This window comes from Afifella sp. YEN Y35 (genome assembly GCF_047553465.1).
Taxonomy (GTDB): domain Bacteria; phylum Pseudomonadota; class Alphaproteobacteria; order Rhizobiales; family Afifellaceae; genus Afifella; species Afifella aestuarii.
Map to the genome: position 1 here is coordinate 2,583,628 of NZ_CP180203.1, position 23,424 is coordinate 2,607,051.

Here is a 23,424-nt window from a genome sequence, read left to right on the forward strand (position 1 = left end):
TTCGCAGGGTCAAACGACCGCCCATGCGGCTTCCGGCCTCAACCGTTTCGATCTCAGTCTTCACATGGATGGAATGGTGTTAGCGGCGAAAAGGCCGCTCAATGCTCGTGGTCATCGTGAGATCCGCCGGAATGCGGGGGAGCATCCCCTCCAGCCGCCAGGGCTCCGGTCAGGGGGCCGCTCAGCCGGCCAATCAGCGGGATGATGTGGAGTTTGCCATAGCGCACGCCCCGCTGGCTGCTGACACTGTCGGCAAATTTGCGCAAATCGCCCGCAGTGCCGGCGAGAAGCGATACCTCGAGGCAGTTCTGTGCATTGATGTGCACATGCGTCGTGGCGATCGACAGCGCATGATGCGCGTGATGATTGTCCGTGAGCCGGTTCGGCAGGTCGCGGATCGCGTGATCGTACACATAGGTGAGTGAGCCGTAGCAGAGCTGGTCGTTGCCGAGTGGCTCTCCCGATTCGGTCGCCTCGCGCGCCAGAACCTCGCGGGCCATGTCGCGCAACGCCTCGGAGCGGCTTTGATAGCCGCGCTCTTCGCTCAAAGCATCGATCTCCTTGAGGAGGTCTTCTTCGAGAGTGATGGTGATCCGTTCCATACCGCCTGCCATTGGCGCCGTCTGTCCGACACTATGGCCCAGGAATAGCCGCGACCGCATCGGAAAACGAGCCCGCAACGGGGTCCGTCCACCCATGCGATGCGGGGGCTAGGGAAAGCCCTCCTCACGTGGCGCAGATCGCGCGCACCCAAAAGGCCGTCGCACCATCACGCCAAATAATATGATTTAAAAACGCATATTTTATTTGCTTATGCGGCCTGCGGTGATATGGTGAGGAGATCGCGATCCCGCGCGCATCGCCAGCGACCGTTTCGACGGATGCGGGAGCGTGAACCCTGCGCCGGCCGTCTCTCCGACACGCAAACTGGGACGGCCGGCGCACTCTCTCCGACGCTGCCGGTCTCCCCGCCGGCTGCGCCTTTGCCGCAAGAGGAAAGGTTCACATGCGCCATCTGAGTGCGAGAGCCGTCGTCTCCATCGCCGACCCCGAACCGATCGTCGAGGCGGTCTGTGCCCATCTTGCCGAATACGACACCGACATTCGCCGAGACGGGGGCACCCATCGGATCTTCTACGACTTCGGGAGCGGCTCGCTGCGCGCTTTGTCTGAAGCCATCGAGCTTGAAGCAGAGGCGCGGGACATCTCGGGTCTCTTTTACATGCGCATGGCGCTTGCCGCCCATCTCAAGGAATTCGCCGGCGCGCCCTCGCCCGAGATCGTCTGGGCGGGCGACGGCGACGACATCGAAACCCCACCGAACTTCCGCCCGGTCAGCGTCCGCACGGTGCGCGACATCACTCCGCATATGCGCCGGATCACCTTTGCGGGCGAGGGCCTCGACCGCTTCGCCGATGACGAGAACCTGCATCTCGGTCTGATCATTCCGCCCGAGGGCGGCGAACTGGTCTGGCCGACAGTCGGCCGCGACGGTCTCCTGAAATGGGATCCGGAGAGGCCGACGCCCGCGCTGCGGCGCTATACGGTGCGAAGCTGCGACCCCGCCGCCGGAACCCTCGACATCGATTTCGTTCTCCATGACGACGCTGGTCCCGGCACGGCATTCGCCCTGCGCGCACAGCCAGGCGTGATGGCGGGCCTTGCCGGCCCGGTCGGAGGCAGCATCGTGCGCGGTCGCGACTGGTATCTCCTCGCCGGCGACGAAACGGCGCTTCCGGCCATCAGCCGATTTCTGGAGATCCTTCCCGCCGACACGCCGGGTCGCGCCTTGATCGAGGTCGCCGGACCTCAGGAGGAGCAGCCGATCGGCAACGGCGCGATCACGGTCGAGTGGATCCACCGCGGCGGGGACAGGGCGGGCCTTCGCCTGAGCGAGGCCGTCCGTGCCGTCGAATTCCCGCCATCTGCCTCTTCGCCTTATGTCTGGGCGGCTTGCGAGTTCAACGCCTTCAAGGCAATCCGCAACCATCTGCGCACCGAGCGCGGACTGAAAAAGGAAGATCACCTCGTCGTCGCCTATTGGCGGCAGGGTGAGTTCGTGGATCGGGCGCCGGGAAACGAGTGACGCTCGCGCCCGCCGCGCCGCATCCGACCAGCGGAATCTCCTTGCTTCAAAAAGCGCTCAGGCGATCGCGACCGGGCGGTGGGTCTCGTCGACGGCGACCATCACGAACGTCCCCTTGCCGCACAGCCGGCGGTTTTCCGACAGGAGCGCCTCGGCAATCATCGTCACCTCGACGGTCATCGAGGAGCGCCCGGTCGCCACGATCGAAGGGTTGAGCTCGATCATCTCGCCGGCGACGACCTGATCCATGAAATCGACGCGTTGCGAGGCGGCCATGACGACGATTTTTCGGCAATGGCGGGTCGCTGCGACGAACGCGGATTTGCCCATCGCGGCAAGGACGTGGCCACCATAGAGACTGCCGTAATGGCTCGTCTGATCGGGAAAGACGATTTCGCAGGAGCCGCTTTCAGACACCGCCATCTCGGGTTCGTCCGACAGGGGCGGCAATGCTCCGCCATACCGCTCCAGCGTATCGGCGGCCACCATGTTGAAGATGCCCCGCGTCGACAGGCGCCGTTCGCCGGACAGCGGCGCCTCGGCGACGAGATCGACCTCGACGCCGAGCGAACGGCGGCCGACGCGAACGACCTTTCCCGTCAGCTCGACGATTTCCCCGACATGCGCCGGGACGTGAAAATCGATGCGTTCGCAGGAGGCGGTGACGAAGTCGACATGCGCGTAACGCGAGGCGACGAGGAAGGCGACCTTGTCCATATGCGCAAGGCCGATGCCGCCGAAGAGCGTGCCATGGTGATTGGCATCGCCGGGAAAGACGAAGTCGATCAGTCGGGTAAAGCCGTTGGCGGGACGCCCCAACGCGTTCTCCGGGCTTGTCTCCGGCGCGTTCATTGCGCGCTCTCCGCCGCTTCAGCACGCAAATGTTCTGCTGCCATGACCATGTCGAGACCTCCCCATCCCAAGCGCTCAAGCTGCTCTGTATCGCCACCGCAGAAGGCCTGCGAACCTCATCCCAGGGGCGCAGAGCCTGAACGCCTTCCCGCCTCAAGCGTACCGCAGCGCACACCGTCAAGGCGGACTTTCTGCCGATCGCCCAGGCGCAACCTCTGAGGCCCAATCTATCCGCCCGACCTTTGGGAAGCCCAACGAAACCCGGCAAAGGCGCCGTGCGCGCTCCGCCTCTGCGGCCTTTTGCCCCCTCTCCCATAGCCATCCATTCTCGCAGGAGGCCGCGCCGCCGGGCGCCATCGGCAAGCTTCATCCGTCGCGGCCGAAAGCGAAAACGACTTCCAATCAAGCTCATGCGCCTGCGATTCATCTTGACGCGACGGCCGCGATCGTGGTCCCGTCCTTTCGACGGTGCCTCTTTGGAGGCTCAAAAGGGAACGCGGTGCGGGCGATGCTCAAATCCGCGACTGTCCCCGCAACTGTGAGCGGCGAATCGCTCGTCACAATGCCACTGGCCCCGAGGGTACCGGGAAGGCGGCGACGCGATCATGACCCGCAAGTCAGGAGACCTGCCGTCAACCGTGGTCACGCGCGGTCACGTCGGTCGGGGATGTGCCGATGGGATAGACTTCATGAGCCCTTGCGCATGAAGCGTCCTCGATCGCGGTGATGTGCCAACCGGCCGTGCGCCGCCCTTGAGGTCGTCCCGTGTTTTTCTCCCGCCCCTCGCGTGAAGGCGTTCCGCCGCAACGCTTCGTCGCCGTTTGTGCCGGCTTTTTCGTCGCCGCCGGCATGTCTCCGGCCGCCGCGCAGGACGATGACGTCGTCGAACTCCCCGAACTCTCCGTCACGGCGAACCTGACGGCGACGCCCCTCACGGAGGTCGGCAGCGCCGTGACCGTCATCACCGGCGAAGAGCTGAAACAGCAGAACATCCACGACGCGACGGAAGCGCTGCGCCAGGTGCCGGGCGTCATCGTCAATGCGGCCGGCCCGCGCGGCCAGTTCACGCAGCTTCGCATCCGCGGCTCGGAAGGCAACCAGACCAAGATCTTCGTCGACGGCATCCCCGTCAACGACCCGGCGCGCGGCTCGGAGTTCGATTTCGCCCATCTTCTTGCCGACAACATCGAGCGCATCGAGGTGCTGCGCGGGCCGCAGAGCGCGCTCTACGGCTCCGATGCGATCGGCGGCGTCGTCAACATCATCACCCGGCGCGCCGAACCCGGCACGCATCTGACGGGCCGCCTCGAAGCCGGTTCGCACAAGACGTTGAGCGGCAACGCCACGATCGGGACGGCCGGCACCAACTACGATTTCATCGCCGGCGCATCCGGCGTGCGCACGGATGGAATCTCGGTCGCCGATGAACGCCTCGGCAACAGGGAAGACGACGGCTACGAAAACGGCACCCTCTTCGCCAAGGGCGGCGTCGACGTCACCGACTGGCTCAATCTTTCAGGCGTCGCGCGTTACACGCGCCTGCGCACCGATCTCGATTCGGAAGGGTTTCTGCCCTCCGTCGGCCATACCGGCCCGCTCGATTCCAATCAGGACATGAAGGGCGACCAGCTTTTCACCCGCGCTCAGGCGAAGGTGACGCTCCTCGACGGGCATTGGGAGCAGCTCGCCGGCATCTCCTACACCGATCAGACCCGCGATTATCGCGATCTCGACCCGACCACGGTCACCAGCACTTACGAAGGCGAGCGGCTGCAGTTCGATTACCGCTCGACCTTCATGTTCGATACGCCCGCCATCGCCAATGCCGGGCATACGCTCACCTTTGGGGTCGAGCGGGGTGAAGACAGCGCCGTCTCCGACAGCGCCTGGTCGTCCTTCGATCGCTCCATCACCTCGACGGGCTTCATCGGCCAGTATCAGTTGAGCCTGTTTGAGGACCTGTCGCTGACGGCGGGCCTTCGCCACGACCTGAACGACGTCTTCGAGGATGCCACAACCTACCGGCTGACCGGCGCCTACAATTTCCGCCAGACCGGCACCAAGCTCCACGCCTCCTACGGCACCGGCGTGAAGAACCCGACGCTCTTCGAACTCTACGGCTACACCAACACCTATCGCGGCAATCCGGATCTCGAGCCGGAAGAGGCGAAAGGCTTCGACGTCGGCGTCGCGCAGGCCTTCTGGGCAAACCGGGCCTCGCTCGACGTCACCTATTTCAATCAGGAGATCTCCAACCTCATCACCGGCTCGGGCCAGTCCTCGATCAACCAGCCGGGAGAATCCAAGATCGATGGCGTGGAAGTCGCCCTGACGGTCGAGCCGATCGACAATCTGACGGTGACAGGCTCCTACACCTATACGGACGGCGAGGACCCGACCGGCGACGAATTGATCCGCCGGCCGCAGAACGTCGCCAGCCTCGTCGTCAACTACGCGTTCCTTCAGGGGCGCGCCAACGTCAACGTCTCGGTCGATTACAACGGCGAGCAGAAGGACTGGGTGTGGACCGACGCCTTCTACGTGAACCGCGAAACGATCACCCTCGATCCCTACACGCTCGTCGATGTCGCCGCCTCCTACGACATCACCGACAACACCCAGATCTACGGCCGGGTCGAAAACCTCCTCGACGAAAAGGCCTATGATCAGTGGGGTTATGACCGGGAAGGCGTCAGCGCCTATGCCGGAGTTCGGCTGACATTCTAATGCCTGGGCGTTGGCTCACGTATTGTCTGGCAGCCGTTGCAGTCCTCGCCGTCGCCGATGCTCCTCCGGCGGCGGCGAGGCCGCAGCACATCGTCTCGATCAATCTGTGTGCCGACCAGCTTCTGATGCGGCTTGCAGATCCCGATCAGATCGCCTCGCTCAGCTACTTCTCGCGCGACGCCTCCATGTCGAACCTGTCTGAGGAGGCGCGCGCGTTTCCGCGCAATCGCGGCCTCGCCGAGGAGGTGATGCGCTACAAACCCGACATGGTCTTTGCCGGGCGCTACACGAAGCGCGTCACCGTCGATCTGTTGAAGCGGATCGGCGTCGATGTCGTGGAACTCGACGTGCCCCGCTCGCTTCCCGACGTCGAAGCCCAGATCCGCCGCGTCGGCGCAAAGCTCGGCCAGGAGGCGCGGGCGGAGGCCTTGGTGCGGGAGATGGAGGCGCGGCTTGCGACCGAAGAGGTGCCGGCCTCCGAGCGTCCGTCGGCGATCGTCTACGAACCGAACGGCTATACGGTCGGCGCCGGCTCGATCATCAACGTCCTCATCTCGCTCGCCGGCCTTGAAAATCTCGCCGCCGAGAAAGGGCTTGAAAGCTACAGCCGGTTGCCGCTCGAAAAACTCGTGGCCCTGTCGCCCGACGTGCTCGTCGTCGGCGATTATCGCGACGCGCCGGCCGTCGCCAACGAGATCCTGCACCATCCGGTCCTCTCGCGCATGCCGCGGCCGATGGAGATCGTCTCCGTCCCGCAGCGTCTGTGGATGTGCGGAGGACCGGACATCTTCAAGGCGGTCGAGGTCTTGCGCCAGGCGGCCGACAAAGCGAGGGCGCGGCAATGAGTGAGATCGCGCTTCAAGCCACCGGGTCGGCGGCCGGTTACCGCAGGCTTCTCGGCGTCCTGTCGCTCATGCTTCTCGTCGCCTTCGTCCTGTCGCTTGCCATCGGCTACGGTCCCTTCGATTTCGGTGCCGCGCTCAACAGCGCGCTCTCCGGAAAGGACGATCTCGGCGCCCTCGTCCTCATCGAAATCCGGCTGCCGCGGGCCCTTCTCGGGCTCTTCGTCGGCTTCGCGCTCGGCCTTGCCGGCGCCGTGATGCAGGCGTTCTTGCGCAATCCGCTCGCCGAGCCCGGCATCATCGGCATTTCGGGGGCGGCCGCCTTCGGCGCCGTCGTCATCTTCTATTCCGGACTTGCGGCCGTCTCCTCGCTGCTTCTGCCCATCGGCGGGATCGCGGCGGCCCTTGCCGCCGGCCTTCTCCTCTTCGCCGTCGCCGGGCGGAACGCCAACACGGCGACGCTCATCCTCGCCGGCATTGCGGTGAACAGTCTTGCCGGCGCCCTGGTCTCGCTCGTTCTCAACCTGTCGCCCAATCCCTTCGCGGCCACCGAAATCATGTTCTGGCTGATGGGCTCGTTCGCCGATCGCAGCCTGACGCATGTCGCCATCGCGCTCCCGCCGATCCTCGCCGGCTGCATCGCGCTCTTCTTGACCTCGCGCGCGCTCGATGCCCTGGCGCTCGGCGAGGATACGGCCACGAGCCTCGGCTTCGATCTGCGCATCACCCGCGCCCTCCTCGTCGGCGGCGTCGCGCTTGCAGTCGGCGGCGCCGTCGCCGTCAGCGGCACGATCGGCTTCGTCGGCCTCGTCGTGCCGCATCTCTTGCGCCCCTTCGTCGCCTACCGCCCGAGCCTGCTTCTGCCGGCAAGCGCGCTCGGCGGCGCAATCCTGACGCTTTCCGCCGACATCGCCGTCCGTCTCCTGCCAACACAGCCGGAACTGAAACTCGGCGTCGTCACGGCCGTTATCGGAGCACCCTTCCTGTTCTCGCTCGTCTGGCGCATGCGTGGAGACCTCAGATGATCATCTCAGCCTCCGGCATCGGCGTGAAAAGAGGCGAGGCGACGATCCTGCAGAGTGTCGACTTCGTCGCGCGCGCCGGCGAAGTGGTCGGGCTCATCGGCCCGAACGGCGCCGGCAAATCGACCTTGCTCGAGGTCATCGCCGGTCTGCGCAAACCGGAACTCGGCCAGGTCTTCTACGACGGCAAGCCCGCCACATCCGTGCCGCGACGCAGCCTGGCGCGCCGCCTCGCCTATCTGAAGCAGGATGCCACCGTCGACTGGCCTCTCTCCGTCGAAAAGGTCGTCGCTCTCGGCCGCCTGCCCTATTCCGGCCTCTTCGCCGCGCACGACAGGCGCGCCGATGACAGAGCCACCCGCGCCGCAATGGAGACCGCCGGCATCGCCCAGTTCGCAGAGCGCAACGTGCAGACGCTCTCCGGCGGCGAACGCGCCCGGGTTCTCCTCGCCCGCGCGCTCGCCGTCGAGGCGGAGACGCTTCTCGCCGACGAACCCGTCGATGCGCTCGACCCCATGCATCAGCTCAATGTCATGGAGCTCCTGCGCAGAACCAGAGACCGCGGCACCGGCATCGTCGTCGTGCTGCACGACCTCACCCTCGCCTCGCGGTTCTGCGACCGTCTCGTGCTCCTCGATCGCGGCCGGGTCGCCGCCGAAGGCGCGCCGCAGGATGTTCTCACCGACGACATCCTCGCCCAATGCTACGGCGTGCGTGCCTTGACCGGCATCCATGCGGGTGGGCGTTTCATCGTGCCCTGGCAGAAAGCCTCACACCCATCGCATGATTTGAAGACGGACCGCCTCGCCCCGCCCCTGATCGCCAACGGGCACGGCCATATCGTGCCCCTCGATGGCGCACCGCAACGGCGGACCCTCGATTCCTGAAGGCCATTCCCCCCAGGCCGTTTGACGAAGGACAAGAATGAACAACCCTCAAGGAATTTCCGACCTTTCACCCAGCGCCTCCTCGCGGCGCCCGGTCAGCCCGTGCACCGGGGTCTGCGAGATCGATTCAGACAGCGGCTTTTGTCGTGGCTGCGCGCGGACGAGCGACGAGATCGCCATCTGGAGCCGTGCGCCCGACGATCTCTTGCGCAAGATCACCGCGGTTCTGCCGGCGCGTCGCGCCCATCTCGGCATCAGGATCGCCCGTCTCGACTGGGACGAGGAGGAGATCGCACGGTTCATGCGCGACACGCTGCGTCCGGGAAAGGGGCGCTGGGTCTTCGGCATCGATGGCGCCTTCGGCGAATTCGCGATCGGAGCCGGCGAACAGCCCGAGGTCAAGAACGCCCTCACCGTCGCCACACAGGCGGGCGCGATGCGCCTGCGGCTGCCGGAAAAACTGCGCGCCTTCGCCTTTGAGGAAGGCAAAGCCATCGTGATGGCGCTGCCCCGCGGCAGGCTGCAGCCGCCCGCGGGCGTGACGCTCAATGCCGCCGGACCCGACCAGGGCGCCATTCGCGAAGGCGATCGCGACGCGCTCGCTTTCGAGCTCGGTTTCGGCAGCCCCGTCGCCCGCGTCTTCCTCCGCACGAAGGATCAGGCACTGCAAAAGCGGCTTCAGGAGCTGGAAGGAGAGCCGTGGCAGCGGGTCCTCGCCGAGGCCGGCCAAGAGATCCGGGAAGGCTCCGCCGACCGCATCATCCTGACAACGGTCGGCCGCATGGAAGTCTATGCTCGCTCCACCGCGTCGGACATCCGCCAGCCGCAAGGCCCCCGCACGGAGCTTCAGGCAGAGGCGATCGCAGGCGGGCGGGAGATGCCGGGAGAGATCGAGCTTCCGAAAGCCTATGCGCCCTGCGCCATCTTCTATCCGGCCCGCTAGGCGACACGGTCAGCGCCGAGTGTCTCGGCGCTGCCATGGCCGGCAATTTGCCGCGCCCCGACTGATCGCTTCCTGACAGCCTCCGCCTGCCTCCGTCAGCTCATCGTAAGGCAGGGGGCGCATCGCTCCTGACAGACGCCCGCGCGGGACACCGCAGCGCGGCGCCGAAGCGAAGACACCCAAACGAGAGACATGGGCCCAAGCCGGCCCGGTCCTGTCAGGAGATTTCAATGCCCTCCCTCATCAACCGTTACGCGACGCCCTTCATCACGGGCCTTTTCATCGTGTCCCTGGTTTCAGGCATCGCCCTCTTCTTCCATGTCGGCCCGAGCGGCTTTCACGGCATGCACGAATGGCTGAGCATGGTGCTCATCCTGCCCTTCGTCCTGCACCTCTGGAAAAACTGGCGGCCGCTGACGAATTACTTCAAGCGCTCGCCCATGGTGATCGCCCTTGCCGTCTCACTTCTCATGTCGCTGCCCTTCCTCATGCCGACGAGCGGCGAGACGCGCAAAGGCCCTCCGCCCTTCGCCTTTTCGCATCAGATCCTGACGAATTCGGCCGATGCCGTCGCGCCGCTCCTTGGCATGACGGGCGACGACGTGGCGGCCCGGTTGCGCGCGGCCGGCGTCGAGATCTCAGATCCCGACCAGCCGATTGCCGAGGCGATTTCCAAGAGCGGGGCCAACGAAATGCAGGCGATCGGCGCGCTCCTGACGCCGGCGAGCTGACGCCGCTTTCGCCTCACCCCTCAAACGATGAGGGCCCGACGCAATCCGCGCCGGGCCCTTTTTCAATCCGCCTTCAGTGAAGCGGGTCAGATCTTGCCGAAATAGCTGCTCGGCGATGCGCCACCGTTCGGGGCCTGCGGAGCGGACGGCCGGCGGTCGTCCCAGCGCTCGAAGCGGCGATCGTCCCGGCGGTCGTAGCCCTGCCGCTGGTCGCCGCGGCGGTCATCACGGCGATCGAAGCGGGGCCGCTGGTCATTGTTGCGACCGTTCATGCTCTGCTGAGAATTGCCTGGCCTCGCGCGATCGAAGTTGCGGCTGCAGACGCTGCCGTCGCACATGCCATTGCGGGCATCGTTGCGCGGGCGGGCCTGTCCGCCGTGCTTTCCGTGCTTCTGATAGGCGTGGGAGCGATATTGCTGGTTGGAGCGGCCCCAATCCGAACGCGGGCTGCAGTCGCCGTTGCGGTTGGCCGTCTGCTGCATCGCGACCGGCGAGGCGCCGTCTGGCGATGCGGCCATGCTTGCCGCGGGGACGAACAAGGTGGCGGCCAAGAGGACGCCGGCGAGAAGGGTCTTTCTGGATGTCATTTCTTTCTCCATGACGTTGTTGATGTCATGAAGATCGGCGCGCCGTCTGATCACGCGCTGACGGCGCAGCGAAAATGCTGTCAGCTTCCTGTCAGGCAGATCACGCAGAACGTCGGAAGCAAAACAGAAGGTGGATTGGAATGCGCGTCCTTCTCATCGAGGACGACACGGTTCTCGGGGCGGCGGTGCGAGATCAGATCAAGGCCGACGGCCATTCCGTCGACTGGGTCACACGCCTCGACGACGCCCGCGACACGCTCTCCGCCGGCGTCTTCGATCTCATCCTCCTCGACCTCATGCTGCCGGACGGGCGCGGCGTGCCGTTTCTCAAGAACCTGCGCACGAGCGGGGCCGTCACGCCCGTCATCATCCTGACGGCGCTCGACCAGATTTCCGACCGCATCGACGGGCTCAATGCCGGCGCCGACGATTACATCGTCAAACCGTTCGATCTCGACGAACTCTCCGCGCGGATCGGCTCCGTCGCCCGCCGCTATTCGGGAAATCCCAATCCCATCGTGACGCTCGGGCCGCTCGACATCGACCTCGCCGCCCGCAGCATCCACCGCGACGGCAAGGCGGTGGCGCTGACGGCCCGCGAATGGGCCCTGTTTGAAGCCTTTGTGCAGCGTCCGGGCCAGCTCCTGTCCAAGGCCCAGCTGGAAGAGCGGCTTTATTCCTTCGACGATACGGTCGACAGCAACGCCATCGAGGTGCATGTCAGCCGCCTGCGCAAGAAACTCGGCCGCGACATCATCGAGACCGAACGCGGCCTCGGCTACCGTCTCGGCCATCCATGACCGCGCCGCGCTCCCTTCAGCTTCGCCTCGCGCTCGCGCTCGGTCTCGCCGTCACGATCCTGTGGCTCACGGCGGCGAGCTTCACGGCCGAAAAGCTCCGTCACGAAATGGACGGGCTCTTCGACGCGGCGCTCAGGGACGCGGCCCAGCGCATTCTGCCGCTCGCCATGCACAGCCGCCGCGAACATCGGCGCGACGAGGAATCCCGCGAGGACGAGCGTCGTGACCGCCGTGGCGGACCGGCGCGAGGGGAACGGATCGCCCGGCTGCACAAGGACGACCGCTTCTTCACCTGGGTGGTGCGCGATCGGAAGGGCGAGACGGTGCTGCGCTCGGCCAATGCCGACAAGGAGGCCTTTCCTCCCTTCACCCGCGAGGGGTTCCGACAGACGGCGACGCACCGCCTTTACTACGATGCGGCCGGTCGCGACGGGCTGACGATCGCGGTTGCCGAGCCCCTCTCCCACCGAACCTCCATGGCGCGCGAGATGCTTCTCTCGCTCGGGCTGCCGCTCCTCGTCGTCATCCCGCTCAGCCTTGCGGCGATCTTCTTTGCCGTGCGCACCAGCCTGCGGCCTGTCCGGCGGTTGCGCGCCGATCTCGCGCAACGCGGCGCCCGCAATCTTGCAGCGCTTTCGGATCGCGGCCTGCCGAGCGAGCTCGAGCCGATCGTTCAGGGCATGAACCAGCTTCTCGACAGACTGCGTGCCGCCTTCGAGGCGGAACGGAGTTTCGCCGCCAACGCGGCGCATGAATTGCGCACCCCGGTCGCCGGCGCGATCGCGCAGGCCCAAAGGCTGCGCGCCGAAACGACGGACGCAAGTGCTGCCGAGCGCGCGAAAGAGATCGAGACGACGCTGAAGCGGCTCAATCTCCTGTCGGAAAAACTCATGCAGCTCGCACGCGCGGAAGGCGCCAGGCTGCGCACCGACACGCCCGCCGACATGCGGCCGATCCTGAAGCTCGTCGCGGATGATTTCGCCCGTATCGGCGCGGCCCCCCGCCTGCACCTCGAGATGCCGGACGCACCCGTCCTCTCCGATCTGGAACGCGACGCCTTCGGCATTCTCTGCCGCAATCTCATCGAAAACGCTCTGAAGCACGGGCGTCCGGGCGAACCGGTCGATATCGCGCTGTCGCAGGCCGGCATCCTGACGGTCGCAAATGCCTGCCCGCCGGTGGCGGAGGAGGATCTCGCCCGTCTCACGACCCGCTTTGCGCGCGCCAACGACAAGAAGGATGGCAGCGGTCTCGGCCTTGCCATCGTGCGCACCATCGCCGAGCGCGGCGGCGGCGAGCTCGCCTTCGCCTCGCCGATCCCCGGCAAGACCGAGGGTTTCGAGGTTCGCTTCACCCTGCCCCATGCGGCCGACAGCGCGGCATGAGGCTCAGGGCGCCGGCGTATCGATTGTTCTTTTAGCTGATTAAGAGACTGGCCAAACGGGCAGTCACGACCGACACTGTCCGCCTCGGCGCACAGGGGCGAGGACCGGGCTCGATGATGCGACGATTGCGGCGTCCCTGTTTTGCCGGATCGACGTCACCTGAAGCGAGGCAGCCTTGAACCTTCAACAGCTCGCAGCGTTCCGCGCCGTCATGATGACCGGCACCGTCAGCGGTGCCGCCGAAGTTCTGGGGCGCAGCCAGCCGGCGGTGAGCCGCATGCTGGACCGGCTGGAGGCGGATCTCGGCCTCACCCTCTTCGAGCGTCGCAAGGGCCTGATCATGCCGATGCCGCAGGCGCGCCGGCTGCTCGACGAGGTCGAGCGGGCCTATGTCTCGCTCGATTCCCTCCAGGCACTGGCAACGCGGCTCGCCAAGGGCCAGGGCGATCAGGTCAACCTCGCCATCCTGCCCGCTCTCGGCCTCAGCTTCATGCCGCGCGTCATCGCGAAATTCCGCGAGGAGCGGCCCGGCACCCGCGTCAGCCTCGCCATCCGCATGTCCCCCACCGTGGAGGAATGGGCGGCCGGCCAGCAGGTCGATTTCGGTTTTGCCGAGATGCCGGTTCGCCGAACCGGCTTCGATACCGAGATCTTTTCCGATTCCCCTTATGTGGCGGCGGTGCCGAGCGACCACGATCTGGCGGATCGCTCCTGTCTTGGGCCGACCGATCTCGCCAAAGGGCCTCTCATCTACTGGACGCCCTTCGTCGCGGCGCGCCATCTTCTCGATCAGGCGCTCATCACCTCGGGAGTGCGCGTGGAGGCGCTGTGCGAAACGAGCCTCTCGGGCGCCGCCTATGAGATGGTGAAGCAGGGCCTCGGGATCGCCGTCATCGATCCCTACACGGCGATCCTGCAGCACGACGATCGCATCCGCCTCATTCCCTTCCGCCCGGCCATTCCTTTCAGCGTGGCACTGCTTCGGCCGCAATTTCGTGCGGCGAGCCCGGCGGTCGAGCGCATGCTCGCACTGGCAAAAGCGGAGCGGGACAAATTGCTTGCCGAGGTCCCGTCCTGACCCAGGCGCAGCATCCCGCTCTCGGTATGCCTTTTGCGCATAACTATCGACGTATTTTTAATTTTGAACATTTCGAGGCTATCGACATAGTCGCGACAGAAAGTCGCCTCACCGGGAAGTATATGCCGAGCACCCTTGCGAACCTTGACGGGCTGGAATGCGATGTGGCCGTCATCGGAGCCGGGATCAACGGAGCAAGTGCCGCCCGCGAACTGAGCGAAGCGGGTTATTCTGTCCTTCTCTGCGACAAGGAAGATTTCGCCGCCGGCGCGAGCAGCCGCTCTTCGCGGATGCTGCATTGCGGGCTGCGTTACTTCGAGGCCGAAAACCCGGTCGCGGCCTTCGGTCTGCATCCGCAGCGGTTTCTGCAGGCCTTGAAGATGGCGCGCGCCGGCATGGAGGCGCGCCACGAGATCGCCGCGACCGCGGCCGACGGCGTGAAACCGTTCACGATGTGCTTCCCGGTCTATCCCGAAAGTCCGGTGAAGAGCTGGCATCTCGATGTCGGGCTCAGGCTCCTGGAGCGGATCGGCCCCGGCGCGCCGCCTCTCGAATACCGCAAGATCACCGGCGATTTCGAACGGCACCTGCCCTTTGCCGGCGATCTGCGCGATCTCGACCGCCTCAAGGCCGTGGCGACCTACCGCGAATACGTCTTCGACTGGCCGGAACGCTTCTGCGTCGATGCCGCGCTCGAGGCGGAAGCGGAGGGCGCCGTCGTGAAAAACTTCTGCCGCGCGGAGCTCGTCGAGCGGGATGCCGCAAAACGCTGGATCCTGCGGCTCGAAGCCAAGGACGGCTCGGTCGCGACGGCAAAGGCCCGCCTCGTCTTCAACATGGCGGGAACCTGGATCGACGAGGTCAATGCGGAAGCCGGCGACGGCTCGCACGAGGGAACGCATGACGACCCACGCGAAGGGCCCGAGCGTCTGATCCGCGGCACCAAGGGGGCGCATATGATGGTGCGCCTGCCCGAGAGGTATCAAGGCTACGGCATCGCCACCATGCACCGGCAGGGCATGCCCTTCTACGCCATGCCCTCACATGAGGATTTCTTCTATTTCGGGCCGACGGAGACGCCCTTCGACGGCGACGCCAAGGATGTCGCCGCAACCGACGACGAGATCGATTTCCTTCTCGGCGAAGCCAATCATCTTCTGTCAGGACTGAACCTCACCCGTGCCGACATCGCCTTCACCTGGGCGGGGGTCAGGCCCCTCACCTTCGACGAAGAGCTGCCGATGGGCCGCCGCTCGCGCGAGATCCACGATCTTTCGCGGAAAGGCATGCCGAACGTCTTCGCCATGACCGCGGGGCCGGTGATGTCGCATCGCAGCGCCGGCCGGGTGCTGCGCGAACGTGCCGAAGCCGCTCTCGGCCCGGCTCCGCACGCCAACGGCAAGGCGCAATCGCCCTGGCGGATTTCTGAGACGTCGCCGCGGCTCTCGAAGCCGGAGCCCGCCGGCAACGCCCGGCGCGCCGCCTTCCGTCACGCCGTCACGCACGAACATGCGCGCGACCTCAAGGGCATTCTCTATACGCGCACGGCCCTTGCCTGGCGCCGCCATCTCGCACGCGAAGATGTGGAGGAGGCCGCCCGGTCGGTGGCCGATCTCCTCGATTGGACGCCCGAACGAACAGCCGAAGAAGTCGAGGGCTTCCTCAACTACCAGCGGACGGTGTTTCGCACCGGTTTGCGCCCGAACGATCGATCGACCGCAATGCCAGCCTCAACCGGAGACATGCAGCCATGAAATCGATAGCGAAAGTCCTAAGCCTCCCCGTCCTCGCCGCATTGGCGGGCGCGACCTTCCTCGCCGCCACGGCCCCGGCCCAGGCGGCTGACGGCCGCCTGCAGGAAATCCTCGATCGCGGCACGGTCCGCGTCGGCGTGCTCGGGGCGTTCAAGCCCTGGTCGTTCCCTTCGACCGACGGCACGCAGGAAGGCATCGAAATCGATCTCGCGAAGAGCGTGGCCGATACGCTCGGCGTCGATCTCGAACCGGTCGTCGTGACCTCCGCGAACCGCATGCAGTTCCTGCAGCAGGGCAAGATCGATGTGATCATCGGCGGCATGTACGACACCGCCGAGCGCCGCAAGATCATCGGCATCATCGAGCCGGCCTACTGGACCTCCGGCCCGACCTTGATGGCCAAGGAAGGCGCGATTGCGAGCTGGGAAGACATCAAGGACAAGCCGGTCTGCGCCAAGCAGGGCGCCAATTACAACAAGCAGGTCCAGCGCGAATACGGGCCGCGTCTCGTCGCCTTCACCGGCAATACGGAAGGCAAGGCCGCCCTTCGAGCCGGCAAATGCGTCGCCTGGCTCTATGACGACGCCTCCATCATGGCCGACCTCGCCTCCGGCGAATGGGACGGCTACGAAATGCCCGTCTCCGTCCTCTTCAACAATCCCTGGGCCTCCGCCGTGCCGATCGAAGAACTCGACAAGCCCTGGGGCGTCTTCATGACCGGCATGGCCTATCGCTGGCAGGCCGACGGCAAGCTCCTCGAGCTTGAAAAGAAATGGGGCGTGAAGCCGTCCGATTGGCTCGCCGAACAGCACAAGCGTCTCGAATGGGACGAAAGCTACCTCGACGGCCAATAAGCGCCCGTAACGAAACCAGGGGAAGTCAGTTTTAATTGCAGGGCATAAGCTTGTTCAGCCTCATCGCGCCTTTGTTCCAGCGGCTCTACGACGAGACCGGCCTCAACTTCATCGTCTTCTACGATCGCTATGAATACGACCGTTTCGTCTCCGGAATCGCGATTTCGCTGCAGCTCATCTTCTGGTCCATTCTGCTTTCCCTGGTCATCGGGGTTCTGGGCGCGTGGGTGCAAACCTCGCGCTCACGGCTCCTGAGGGGCGTCGTCAACGGCTACATCCAGCTCTTCCGCAACACGCCGCCCCTCATCCAGCTCCTGTTTTTCTATTTCGGCCTCGGCGCCTTCACGCCGCAGGTCGATATGGGCGGCTATTACGAGCCGCTCATCTCCTCCTTCAGCTGGGCGATCCTGTCGCTCGGCATTTTCGGCGGCGCCTTCAACGTGGAGATCTTCCGCTCCGGCATCGAGGCGGTGCCGAAATCGACGGCGGAAGCCGCGGAAAGCCTGTGCTTCTCCCGCTGGCAGACCTACGCCTACGTCACCCTGCCTCTCGCCTTCCGCATCAGCCTGCCGGCGCTCACCAACAACCTCGTCAGCCTCGCGAAGACGACCTCGCTCGCCTACGTGATCTCGGTTCCGGAGATGACCTACACGCTCAATCAGGTCTGGTCGGACAACATCAACGTGCCGGAGATGATGCTCGTCCTGTTCCTCTTCTACGTCATCATCGTCAGCCTGATCGCCGCCGGCCTGCACTGGCTCGAAAAACGTCTGGCGCTGCCGGGATATGGACAATGAAGACAGTCCGCCCCTTCCGCATCGACGCCGAAACGCTCTCGGCCTTCCTGCCCAGCCGCTCGATCCGAGGCTGGCAAGGCCTCCTGCTTCTCGGCATCTTTCTCGCGAGCCTCGCCGCCGCACAGGCTCAGGGCGTCGCGGCGCCGCAGACACCCTCGGCAATCGCCACGCTCATCGAGTGGATGCCCTTCATTCTGAAAGGCTTCGTCCTCAACCTCGTCATGAGCTTCCTGGCGATGGGGATCGCGACGGTTCTCGGGATCGCGCTCGGCATGCTGCAGCTCAGCCACAGCCGCCTCCTGCGCGCGCCGGCCTGGATCATCACGCATCTCTTCCGCAATTCCCCCTGGCTCGTCATCCTCTTCGTCGTCATGCTCCTCGTCCCCTTCGAGGTGGAGCTGCCGGGCGGGCGAAACCTGATCCTCTCCGACTGGATCAAGGCGACGATCGCCTTCTCGCTGCCGGTGATGGCGAATGTCAGCGAGATCGTGCGCGGCGCCATCGTTTCCATCCCGCGCGGGCAGTGGGAATCGGCGGAAAGCCTCGCCTTCACCCGCGGTCAGACGCTGCGCTGGATCATCCTGCCGCAATGCGTGAAGCGGGCGATCCCGCCGTGGATGAACTGGTACGCGCTTCTCGCCATGGCGACGCCGATGGCCTCCATTCTCGGCGTGCGCGAAGCCGTCGGAAATGCGCAGGCGGCGATGGAAGCGGCGGGCGCGCGGCCGGAACTCCTCGTGCCGTTCTATCTGTTCCTGCTGCTTCTCTTCTTCGCCTACATCTACCCGATTTCGATTTGGACCCGAGCGATCGAGCGAAAATATGCTGTCGAGACCTAAGAAAACTGCGTCTGGCGCAGATACGCCGGCCTGGACGCCGGACATGCCGCTCGTCGAGGTGCACGACGTTCACAAATCCTTCGGCGAGCTCGAAGTGCTGAAGGGCGTCAGCTTCGACGTCCGCCAGGGCGAGGTCGTGTGCATCATCGGCCCGTCGGGTTCCGGCAAGTCGACGCTGATCCGCTGCATCAACGGCCTCAACAACATCCAGCAGGGCTCGATCAAGGTCGAGGGCCAGGAGGTCAACGACCCCAACCTCAACCTCCTGGAACTGCGCAAGAAGGTCGGCATCGTCTTCCAGCAGTACAATCTCTTCCCGCACAAGACGGCGCTCGAAAACGTCATGATGGCGCCGGTGAAGGTTCTCAAAGAGCCGAAGAAAGAGGTGGAGGAGCGCGCCCGCGCCCTCATCGCGAAAGTGCGCCTGAGCGGCAAGGAAGACGTCTATCCCGGTCATCTTTCTGGTGGCCAGCAGCAGCGCGTGGCGATCGCCCGCAGCCTCGCCATGCGCCCCGACGTCATGCTCTTCGACGAAGTGACGGCGGCGCTCGATCCGGAAACGGTCAAGGAAGTGCTCCTCACCATCAAGGAGCTCGCGGCCGAAGGCATGACCTGCATCCTCGTGACCCACGAAATGGGCTTTGCCCGGGAGGTGGCGGACCACGTGTATTTCACCGACCGAGGCGTGATCGTCGAGCACGGTCCGCCGGAAGAATTGTTCACCCGCGCCAAGGACGAGCGCACTCAGCGCTTCCTTAGCCAAGTCGTCTAGCCGCGTCGCCCTCGGCCGCGGTCGCAACGGCGTGACACCCCGTGTCGCGCCGAAGGGATCGTCGTGCCTTCGTCAGAGAGAGAGAAACCGATGTCCGCACCAGCACTCAGCCAAACGCCGCTGCAAGGGGATCCCGCCCACAAGGACCCGCTCCTGCGCCCTTTGCGCATCAAGCATGTCGAATTCCGCAACCGCATCATGAGCACGAGCCACGCCTGCGGGCTTGAATCCGGCGGCATGCCTCAGGAGGCCTACCAGCTCTATCATCTGGAAAAGGCCAAGGGCGGCATCGGGCTGTCCATGTTCGGCGGTTCGTCCAACGTCGACCGCGATTCCCCGAACATTTTTCGTCAGCTCAATGTCGGCGACGACGCAATCATTCCGCATCTGCGGCGCTTCAGCGAACGCATGCACGGGGAAGGCGCGGCGCTCATGTGCCAGATCACGCATCTCGGCCGCCGTGGCGATCCCTATGCCGGCGACTGGCTGCCGACGATCGCCCCCTCGCCGCTGCGCGAAACCCTGCACCGCAGCATCCCGAAGGAGATGGACGAACACGACATCGCGCGTGTCGTGAAGGCCTATGCCGCCGCCGCGCGCCGCTGCAAGGAGGGCGGGCTCGACGGCATCGAAACGCTCGCCGCCGGGCATCTGATCGGCCAGTTCCTCTCGCCTCTCACCAACCGCCGCACCGACCGTTTCGGCGGCAGCCTGGAAAACCGCTGCCGCTTTGCCGTGATGGTGCATGCGGCGATGCGCGAGGCGGTCGGCGACGATTTCCTGATCGGCATTCGCTACGTGGTCGACGAAGCGACCAAGGGCGGCCTCAGCTTCGACGATTGCGTCGAGGCGGCGCTGCTTCTGAAGCGCGAAGGCGTCGTCGATTTCTTCAACGCCATCTACGGCACGATGGACACGACGCGCGCGCTCGCGGAAGAGAACATGCCGGGCATGGGCTCCAAGCTCGCGCCCTGGGTCGAGCCGGTCGGCGCCTTCAAGGCCGAGATCGGTCTCCCGGTCTTCCATGCCGCCCGCATCGCAGACATCTCTTCGGCGCGCTTTGCCGTTGCCGAAGGCAAGCTCGACATGGCCGGGATGACGCGCGCGCAGATCGCCGATCCGCATCTCGTCGCCAAGCTTGCCGCCGGTCGCGAGGAGGAAGTCCGCCCCTGCGTCGGCGCCACGCATTGCCAGTCGCCCTACCGCCCCTCCTGCCTGCACAATCCCGTCACCGGCCGGGAAACGAAGCTGAGCCATGTCATCCGCCCGACGTCGGGGCCGAAACGCAAAATCGTCGTCATCGGCGGCGGCCCGGCGGGGCTCGAAGCGGCGCGCATCGCGGCCGAACGCGGCCATGACGTATCGCTCTACGAAGCCGCCGCCGATGTCGGCGGGCAGGTCCTTCTCGGCTCGACCGGCTCCTGGCGCCGCGATCTCATCGGCATCGTGGAATGGCGTGTCGCCGAGCTTTCGCGCCTCGGCGTCGAGATCCACACCAACGCCTATATGGAGGCCGACGACATCAAGGCGCTCGCCCCCGACGTCGTCATTCTCGCCACCGGCGGCCTGCCGCAGATCGATCTTCTTGAAGGCGACGATCTCTGCGTCAGCACCTGGGACATCCTTTCAGGCCAGGTGCCGATCGGGCGCGACGTCCTCGTCTATGACGGCACCGGCCGCCATCCGGGGCCCCTTGCCGCCGAGAAGGCGAAAGAGGCCGGGGCGAACGTCACCTATGCCACGATCGATGTGACGATCTGCGAAGAGCTCACCTATGCAGAACGGCTGCGCTGGAAGAAGCGCTTCCTCGCCCTCGGCGTCACGCCCATTTCGGAGACCCGCCTCGTCGCCGTCACCCGCAAGGACAACCGCCTTGAAGCCGTCCTCCTCAACGAGCTGTCGCGGGAGGAGACCTCCGTTCTCGTCGACCAGGTGATCGTCGAGCAGGGCAGCATCCCGATGAACGAACTCTTCGAAGAGCTGCGCACGACCTCCAAGAATAACGGCATCACCGACATCGAGACCTTCATCCGCCTGCAAGCGCAGCCCTTCCGGGAGGATGCCGGCTTCGAGGTCCACCGCATCGGCGATGCCGTCTCAAGCCGCAACATCCACGCGGCCATGCTCGATGCGGTGCGCATCTGCAGCCCGCTTTGAGCGGGCAGCACCAGCTTCTGCAATTTCCCCCAAGAAAGGCCACGCCATGCGATTTTCCCACTTCAAGGTTCTCACATTCGACGTCGTTGGAACGCTCATCGATTTCGAGAAAGGTCTGCTCGACGGATTTCGTTCGTTCGGCGGACCGGCGGCCCGCGACCTGAGCGACGACGACCTCTTCGTCCCCTACATCGAGGCCCGCCACATTTATCCGGGCCGCTCCAGTCAGGTGATGGAAGACGTCTATCAGCACGTTGCCGGCAAGCTCGGGCTCGACACCAGCAAGGGCGCAGCCACCGCGTTCCAGGCACACGTCCTGAACTGGCCGGCCTTCCCGGATTCAGCCGAGGCACTGAAGCGCCTGCGCACCCGTTTCCGGCTCGTCGCGATGACCAACACCGACCGCGTCGTCTTCACGAGCTACGCGCACACGCTCGGCCATCCCTTCCATGACGGCGTGACGGTCGACGAGGTGGGCATCCCCAAGCCCGATCCGCGCTTCTTCGACTTCAACCGCGGCCGCCAGTCGGCCTTCGGCTACAAGCAGGAGGAAATTCTGCATGTCGCGCAGAGCCAGTATCACGACATCGGCGTGGCCCGCGAACTCGGCTATTCCGTCTGCTGGATCGAGCGTCGGCAGGGCCAGGAAGGCTTCGGCGGCACGCCGGTGCCGAAGGAAGTGACGAAGCCGGACTTCCATTTCCCGACGCTCGCCGCACTCGCCGATGCGATCGACGAGGATTTCGCCGCAAACCGCTGAAGGCCGCCGCGCGCGTTTCGATGCCGCAGGCCGGCTCCGGCCGGCCTGTCTCCAGTAAGATCTCGGGCGCTCACCGGATCTCGGGCGCTCAGCGGAAGGGCGGCTCGTCGAAGGCGCGCAGCTTGCGCGAATGCAGCCTGTCGCCCTCGCGGCGCAAAAGCTCGACGGCGCGGATGCCGATCTGCAGATGCTCTGAGATTGCCCCCTCATAGAACCGGTTCGCCTGCCCCGGCAGCTTGATCTCGCCGTGCAGCGGCTTGTCGGAGACGCAGAGAAGCGTGCCGTAGGGCACGCGGAAACGGTAGCCCTGCGCGGCGATCGTCGCACTCTCCATATCGACGGCGACGGCCCGGCTCTGATTGAGGCGATGCGCCGAGGCGGTGTAGCGCAGCTCCCAATTGCGGTCGTCCGTGGTGACGACGGTGCCGGTTCTCAGCCGCAGCTTCACCTCTTCGCCATGCATGCCGCTCACCTGCTTGGTCGCGTCGTAAAGCGCCCGCTGCACCTCGGCGAGGCTCGGGATCGGGATATCCGGCGGCAAGACGGCATCGAGAACATGGTCGTCGCGCAGATAGGCGTGGGCGAGCACGTAATCGCCGATCGACTGGCTTTCGCGCACGCCGGCGCAATGGCCGATCATCAGCCACGCATGCGGGCGTAGCACCGCCAGATGATCGCAGATCGTCTTCGCATTCGACGGCCCGACGCCGATATTGACGAGCGTGATCCCGGAACGACCCGACCCCATCAGGTGATAGGCCGGCATCTGGTGCTTCTTCCAGGCGAGCTCGGAAATCGCCCGCTCCGGATCCTCCGTCTCCTTCGTCACCAGGCTTCCGCCGGCGCAGGAGAGCGCCTCATAGGGGCTCTCCGGATCGCGCACCTGCTCACACGCCCACCGAATGAACTCGTCGACGTAGCGGCTGTAATTGGTGAAGAGAACGAAGGGCTGAACGTGGTCGGCGGGCGTGCCCATGTAATGCTTCAGCCGCGCCAGCGAAAAATCCGTGCGCAGCGCATCGAAATGCGACAGCGGGATCTCCTGGGCGGAGGCAAACAGCCCGTCGGAAACCTCATCGCCGATCAGAGCGAGTTCCGTCGTCGGAAAATGCCGGATCATTTCGAGCGTCGTCGCCCGGTCGAGCACGAGATCCCCATCCTCGAGGACATAGGGAAAGGGGATTTCCTGGGACGACGGACGCACGCTCAGATGCACGCGGTGATCTTCGGCCAGAATGGCGAGTTGATCGGCGAGGTAGTTGCGAAAGAGCGCCGGCCGCGTGATCGTGGTCGTGTAGCCGCCAGGCCGCGTGAAACGCCCATAGGCGCGCGGCTTGAAGCTGCGCGGCGGCGCCCCGTCCCAGCTGACGCGAAGCTCCGGATAACAGAAAAGGCCCGCCTCGCGGGCCGCCGGATCGGGCGGCGTTCCGTCCTTGGCAAAGAGCGCAATGGCGTCCCGCAGCTCCTGGACGGCGGCCTCGTAAAGCTGTTCGAGGCGGTTCAGCGCGTCTTCGACGCCGGCTATGTCGGTTGTTCTGTCGTCTTTCATCA

21 protein-coding genes and 1 riboswitch are annotated in these 23,424 nt (G+C 65.3%); of the genes, 17 read left to right on the top strand and 4 right to left on the bottom strand.

Going from position 1 to position 23,424, the window contains the following annotated elements:
• Positions 1 to 98: 98 nt before the first annotated feature.
• Positions 99 to 602: a nickel-responsive transcriptional regulator NikR gene (gene nikR / locus ACK8CP_RS12315; protein WP_414831985.1), complete on the bottom strand. Its 504-nt coding sequence runs from the start codon at positions 600 to 602 to the stop codon at positions 99 to 101.
• 404 nt (positions 603 to 1,006) lie between these two features.
• Between nikR and ACK8CP_RS12320 the strand changes: the two genes are divergently transcribed.
• On the top strand, positions 1,007 to 2,086 hold the full coding sequence (locus ACK8CP_RS12320) for a DUF2218 domain-containing protein (protein ID WP_414831986.1): 1,080 nt from the start codon (positions 1,007 to 1,009) through the stop codon (positions 2,084 to 2,086).
• A gap of 57 nt (positions 2,087 to 2,143) precedes the next feature.
• Here the strand turns inward: ACK8CP_RS12320 and ACK8CP_RS12325 are convergent, their stop codons facing one another.
• Positions 2,144 to 2,938 (bottom strand): acyl-CoA thioesterase, encoded by a 795-nt coding sequence (locus tag ACK8CP_RS12325; RefSeq protein ID WP_414831987.1) that lies wholly within the window; start codon positions 2,936 to 2,938, stop codon positions 2,144 to 2,146.
• A 449-nt stretch (positions 2,939 to 3,387) separates the two neighbouring features.
• Positions 3,388 to 3,587, top strand: a riboswitch (cobalamin riboswitch).
• A 116-nt stretch (positions 3,588 to 3,703) separates the two neighbouring features.
• On the opposite strand from ACK8CP_RS12325, the gene ACK8CP_RS12330 reads away from it, so the two are divergent.
• The 6 genes from ACK8CP_RS12330 to ACK8CP_RS12355 all read left to right on the top strand — a co-directional run bounded on the left by ACK8CP_RS12330 (position 3,704) and on the right by ACK8CP_RS12355 (position 10,090).
• On the top strand, positions 3,704 to 5,665 hold the full coding sequence (locus tag ACK8CP_RS12330; RefSeq protein WP_414831988.1) for a TonB-dependent receptor plug domain-containing protein: 1,962 nt from the start codon (positions 3,704 to 3,706) through the stop codon (positions 5,663 to 5,665).
• The gene (locus tag ACK8CP_RS12335; protein ID WP_414831989.1) at positions 5,665 to 6,510 is read left to right on the top strand and encodes an ABC transporter substrate-binding protein; all 846 of its coding nucleotides are present in this window, start codon (positions 5,665 to 5,667) and stop codon (positions 6,508 to 6,510) included. Before ACK8CP_RS12330 ends, ACK8CP_RS12335 begins: the two co-directional genes overlap by 1 nt.
• The gene (locus tag ACK8CP_RS12340; protein ID WP_414831990.1) at positions 6,507 to 7,532 is read left to right on the top strand and encodes a FecCD family ABC transporter permease; all 1,026 of its coding nucleotides are present in this window, start codon (positions 6,507 to 6,509) and stop codon (positions 7,530 to 7,532) included. The genes ACK8CP_RS12335 and ACK8CP_RS12340 overlap by 4 nt, the downstream gene beginning before the upstream one ends.
• Positions 7,529 to 8,416, top strand: coding sequence for an ABC transporter ATP-binding protein (locus ACK8CP_RS12345; protein WP_414831991.1), 888 nt, complete (start codon positions 7,529 to 7,531; stop codon positions 8,414 to 8,416). The genes ACK8CP_RS12340 and ACK8CP_RS12345 overlap by 4 nt, the downstream gene beginning before the upstream one ends.
• A gap of 37 nt (positions 8,417 to 8,453) precedes the next feature.
• Positions 8,454 to 9,359, top strand: a complete 906-nt coding sequence (locus ACK8CP_RS12350; protein ID WP_414831992.1) for a DUF1289 domain-containing protein — start codon at positions 8,454 to 8,456, stop codon at positions 9,357 to 9,359.
• A gap of 230 nt (positions 9,360 to 9,589) precedes the next feature.
• Complete coding sequence (locus ACK8CP_RS12355; protein WP_414831993.1) at positions 9,590 to 10,090, top strand: DUF4405 domain-containing protein; 501 nt, start codon at positions 9,590 to 9,592, stop codon at positions 10,088 to 10,090.
• 86 nt (positions 10,091 to 10,176) lie between these two features.
• On the opposite strand, the gene ACK8CP_RS12360 is transcribed toward ACK8CP_RS12355, so the two are convergent.
• Entirely contained in the window at positions 10,177 to 10,677 is a 501-nt protein-coding gene (locus ACK8CP_RS12360) for a hypothetical protein (protein WP_414831994.1), read from the bottom strand.
• 140 nt (positions 10,678 to 10,817) lie between these two features.
• Here ACK8CP_RS12360 and ACK8CP_RS12365 point away from each other — a divergent pair, with 140 nt between their 5' ends.
• The 10 genes from ACK8CP_RS12365 (at position 10,818) to ACK8CP_RS12410 (ending at position 21,873) form a co-directional block, all read left to right on the top strand.
• Entirely contained in the window at positions 10,818 to 11,477 is a 660-nt protein-coding gene (locus ACK8CP_RS12365) for a response regulator transcription factor (protein ID WP_234629590.1), read from the top strand.
• Positions 11,474 to 12,862 carry a sensor histidine kinase gene (locus ACK8CP_RS12370; protein WP_414831995.1) on the top strand — a complete coding sequence of 463 codons (1,389 nt, stop codon included), beginning with the start codon at positions 11,474 to 11,476 and terminating at the stop codon, positions 12,860 to 12,862. The genes ACK8CP_RS12365 and ACK8CP_RS12370 overlap by 4 nt, the downstream gene beginning before the upstream one ends.
• A 175-nt stretch (positions 12,863 to 13,037) precedes the next feature.
• A complete protein-coding gene (locus ACK8CP_RS12375) occupies positions 13,038 to 13,940 on the top strand; it encodes a LysR substrate-binding domain-containing protein (protein WP_234629592.1) in 903 nt (300 codons plus the stop codon).
• Between the two features lie 122 nt (positions 13,941 to 14,062).
• On the top strand, positions 14,063 to 15,694 hold the full coding sequence (locus ACK8CP_RS12380; RefSeq protein WP_414831996.1) for an FAD-dependent oxidoreductase: 1,632 nt from the start codon (positions 14,063 to 14,065) through the stop codon (positions 15,692 to 15,694).
• Entirely contained in the window at positions 15,691 to 16,548 is an 858-nt protein-coding gene (locus ACK8CP_RS12385; RefSeq protein ID WP_414831997.1) for a transporter substrate-binding domain-containing protein, read from the top strand. Before ACK8CP_RS12380 ends, ACK8CP_RS12385 begins: the two co-directional genes overlap by 4 nt.
• 50 nt (positions 16,549 to 16,598) lie before the next feature.
• A complete protein-coding gene (locus ACK8CP_RS12390) occupies positions 16,599 to 17,345 on the top strand; it encodes an amino acid ABC transporter permease (RefSeq protein ID WP_414831998.1) in 747 nt (248 codons plus the stop codon).
• The gene (locus ACK8CP_RS12395) at positions 17,342 to 18,184 is read left to right on the top strand and encodes an amino acid ABC transporter permease (protein ID WP_414831999.1); all 843 of its coding nucleotides are present in this window, start codon (positions 17,342 to 17,344) and stop codon (positions 18,182 to 18,184) included. Before ACK8CP_RS12390 ends, ACK8CP_RS12395 begins: the two co-directional genes overlap by 4 nt.
• Positions 18,168 to 18,956, top strand: a complete 789-nt coding sequence (locus ACK8CP_RS12400) for an amino acid ABC transporter ATP-binding protein (protein WP_128292250.1) — start codon at positions 18,168 to 18,170, stop codon at positions 18,954 to 18,956. Before ACK8CP_RS12395 ends, ACK8CP_RS12400 begins: the two co-directional genes overlap by 17 nt.
• 90 nt (positions 18,957 to 19,046) lie before the next feature.
• A complete protein-coding gene (locus ACK8CP_RS12405; protein WP_414832000.1) occupies positions 19,047 to 21,113 on the top strand; it encodes an FAD-dependent oxidoreductase in 2,067 nt (688 codons plus the stop codon).
• 46 nt (positions 21,114 to 21,159) lie between these two features.
• Positions 21,160 to 21,873, top strand: a complete 714-nt coding sequence (locus tag ACK8CP_RS12410; protein ID WP_414832001.1) for an HAD-IA family hydrolase — start codon at positions 21,160 to 21,162, stop codon at positions 21,871 to 21,873.
• A gap of 88 nt (positions 21,874 to 21,961) precedes the next feature.
• Here ACK8CP_RS12410 and ACK8CP_RS12415 read toward each other — a convergent pair whose 3' ends face one another.
• Entirely contained in the window at positions 21,962 to 23,422 is a 1,461-nt protein-coding gene (locus tag ACK8CP_RS12415; protein WP_414832002.1) for an AMP nucleosidase, read from the bottom strand.
• Positions 23,423 to 23,424: the final 2 nt, after the last annotated feature.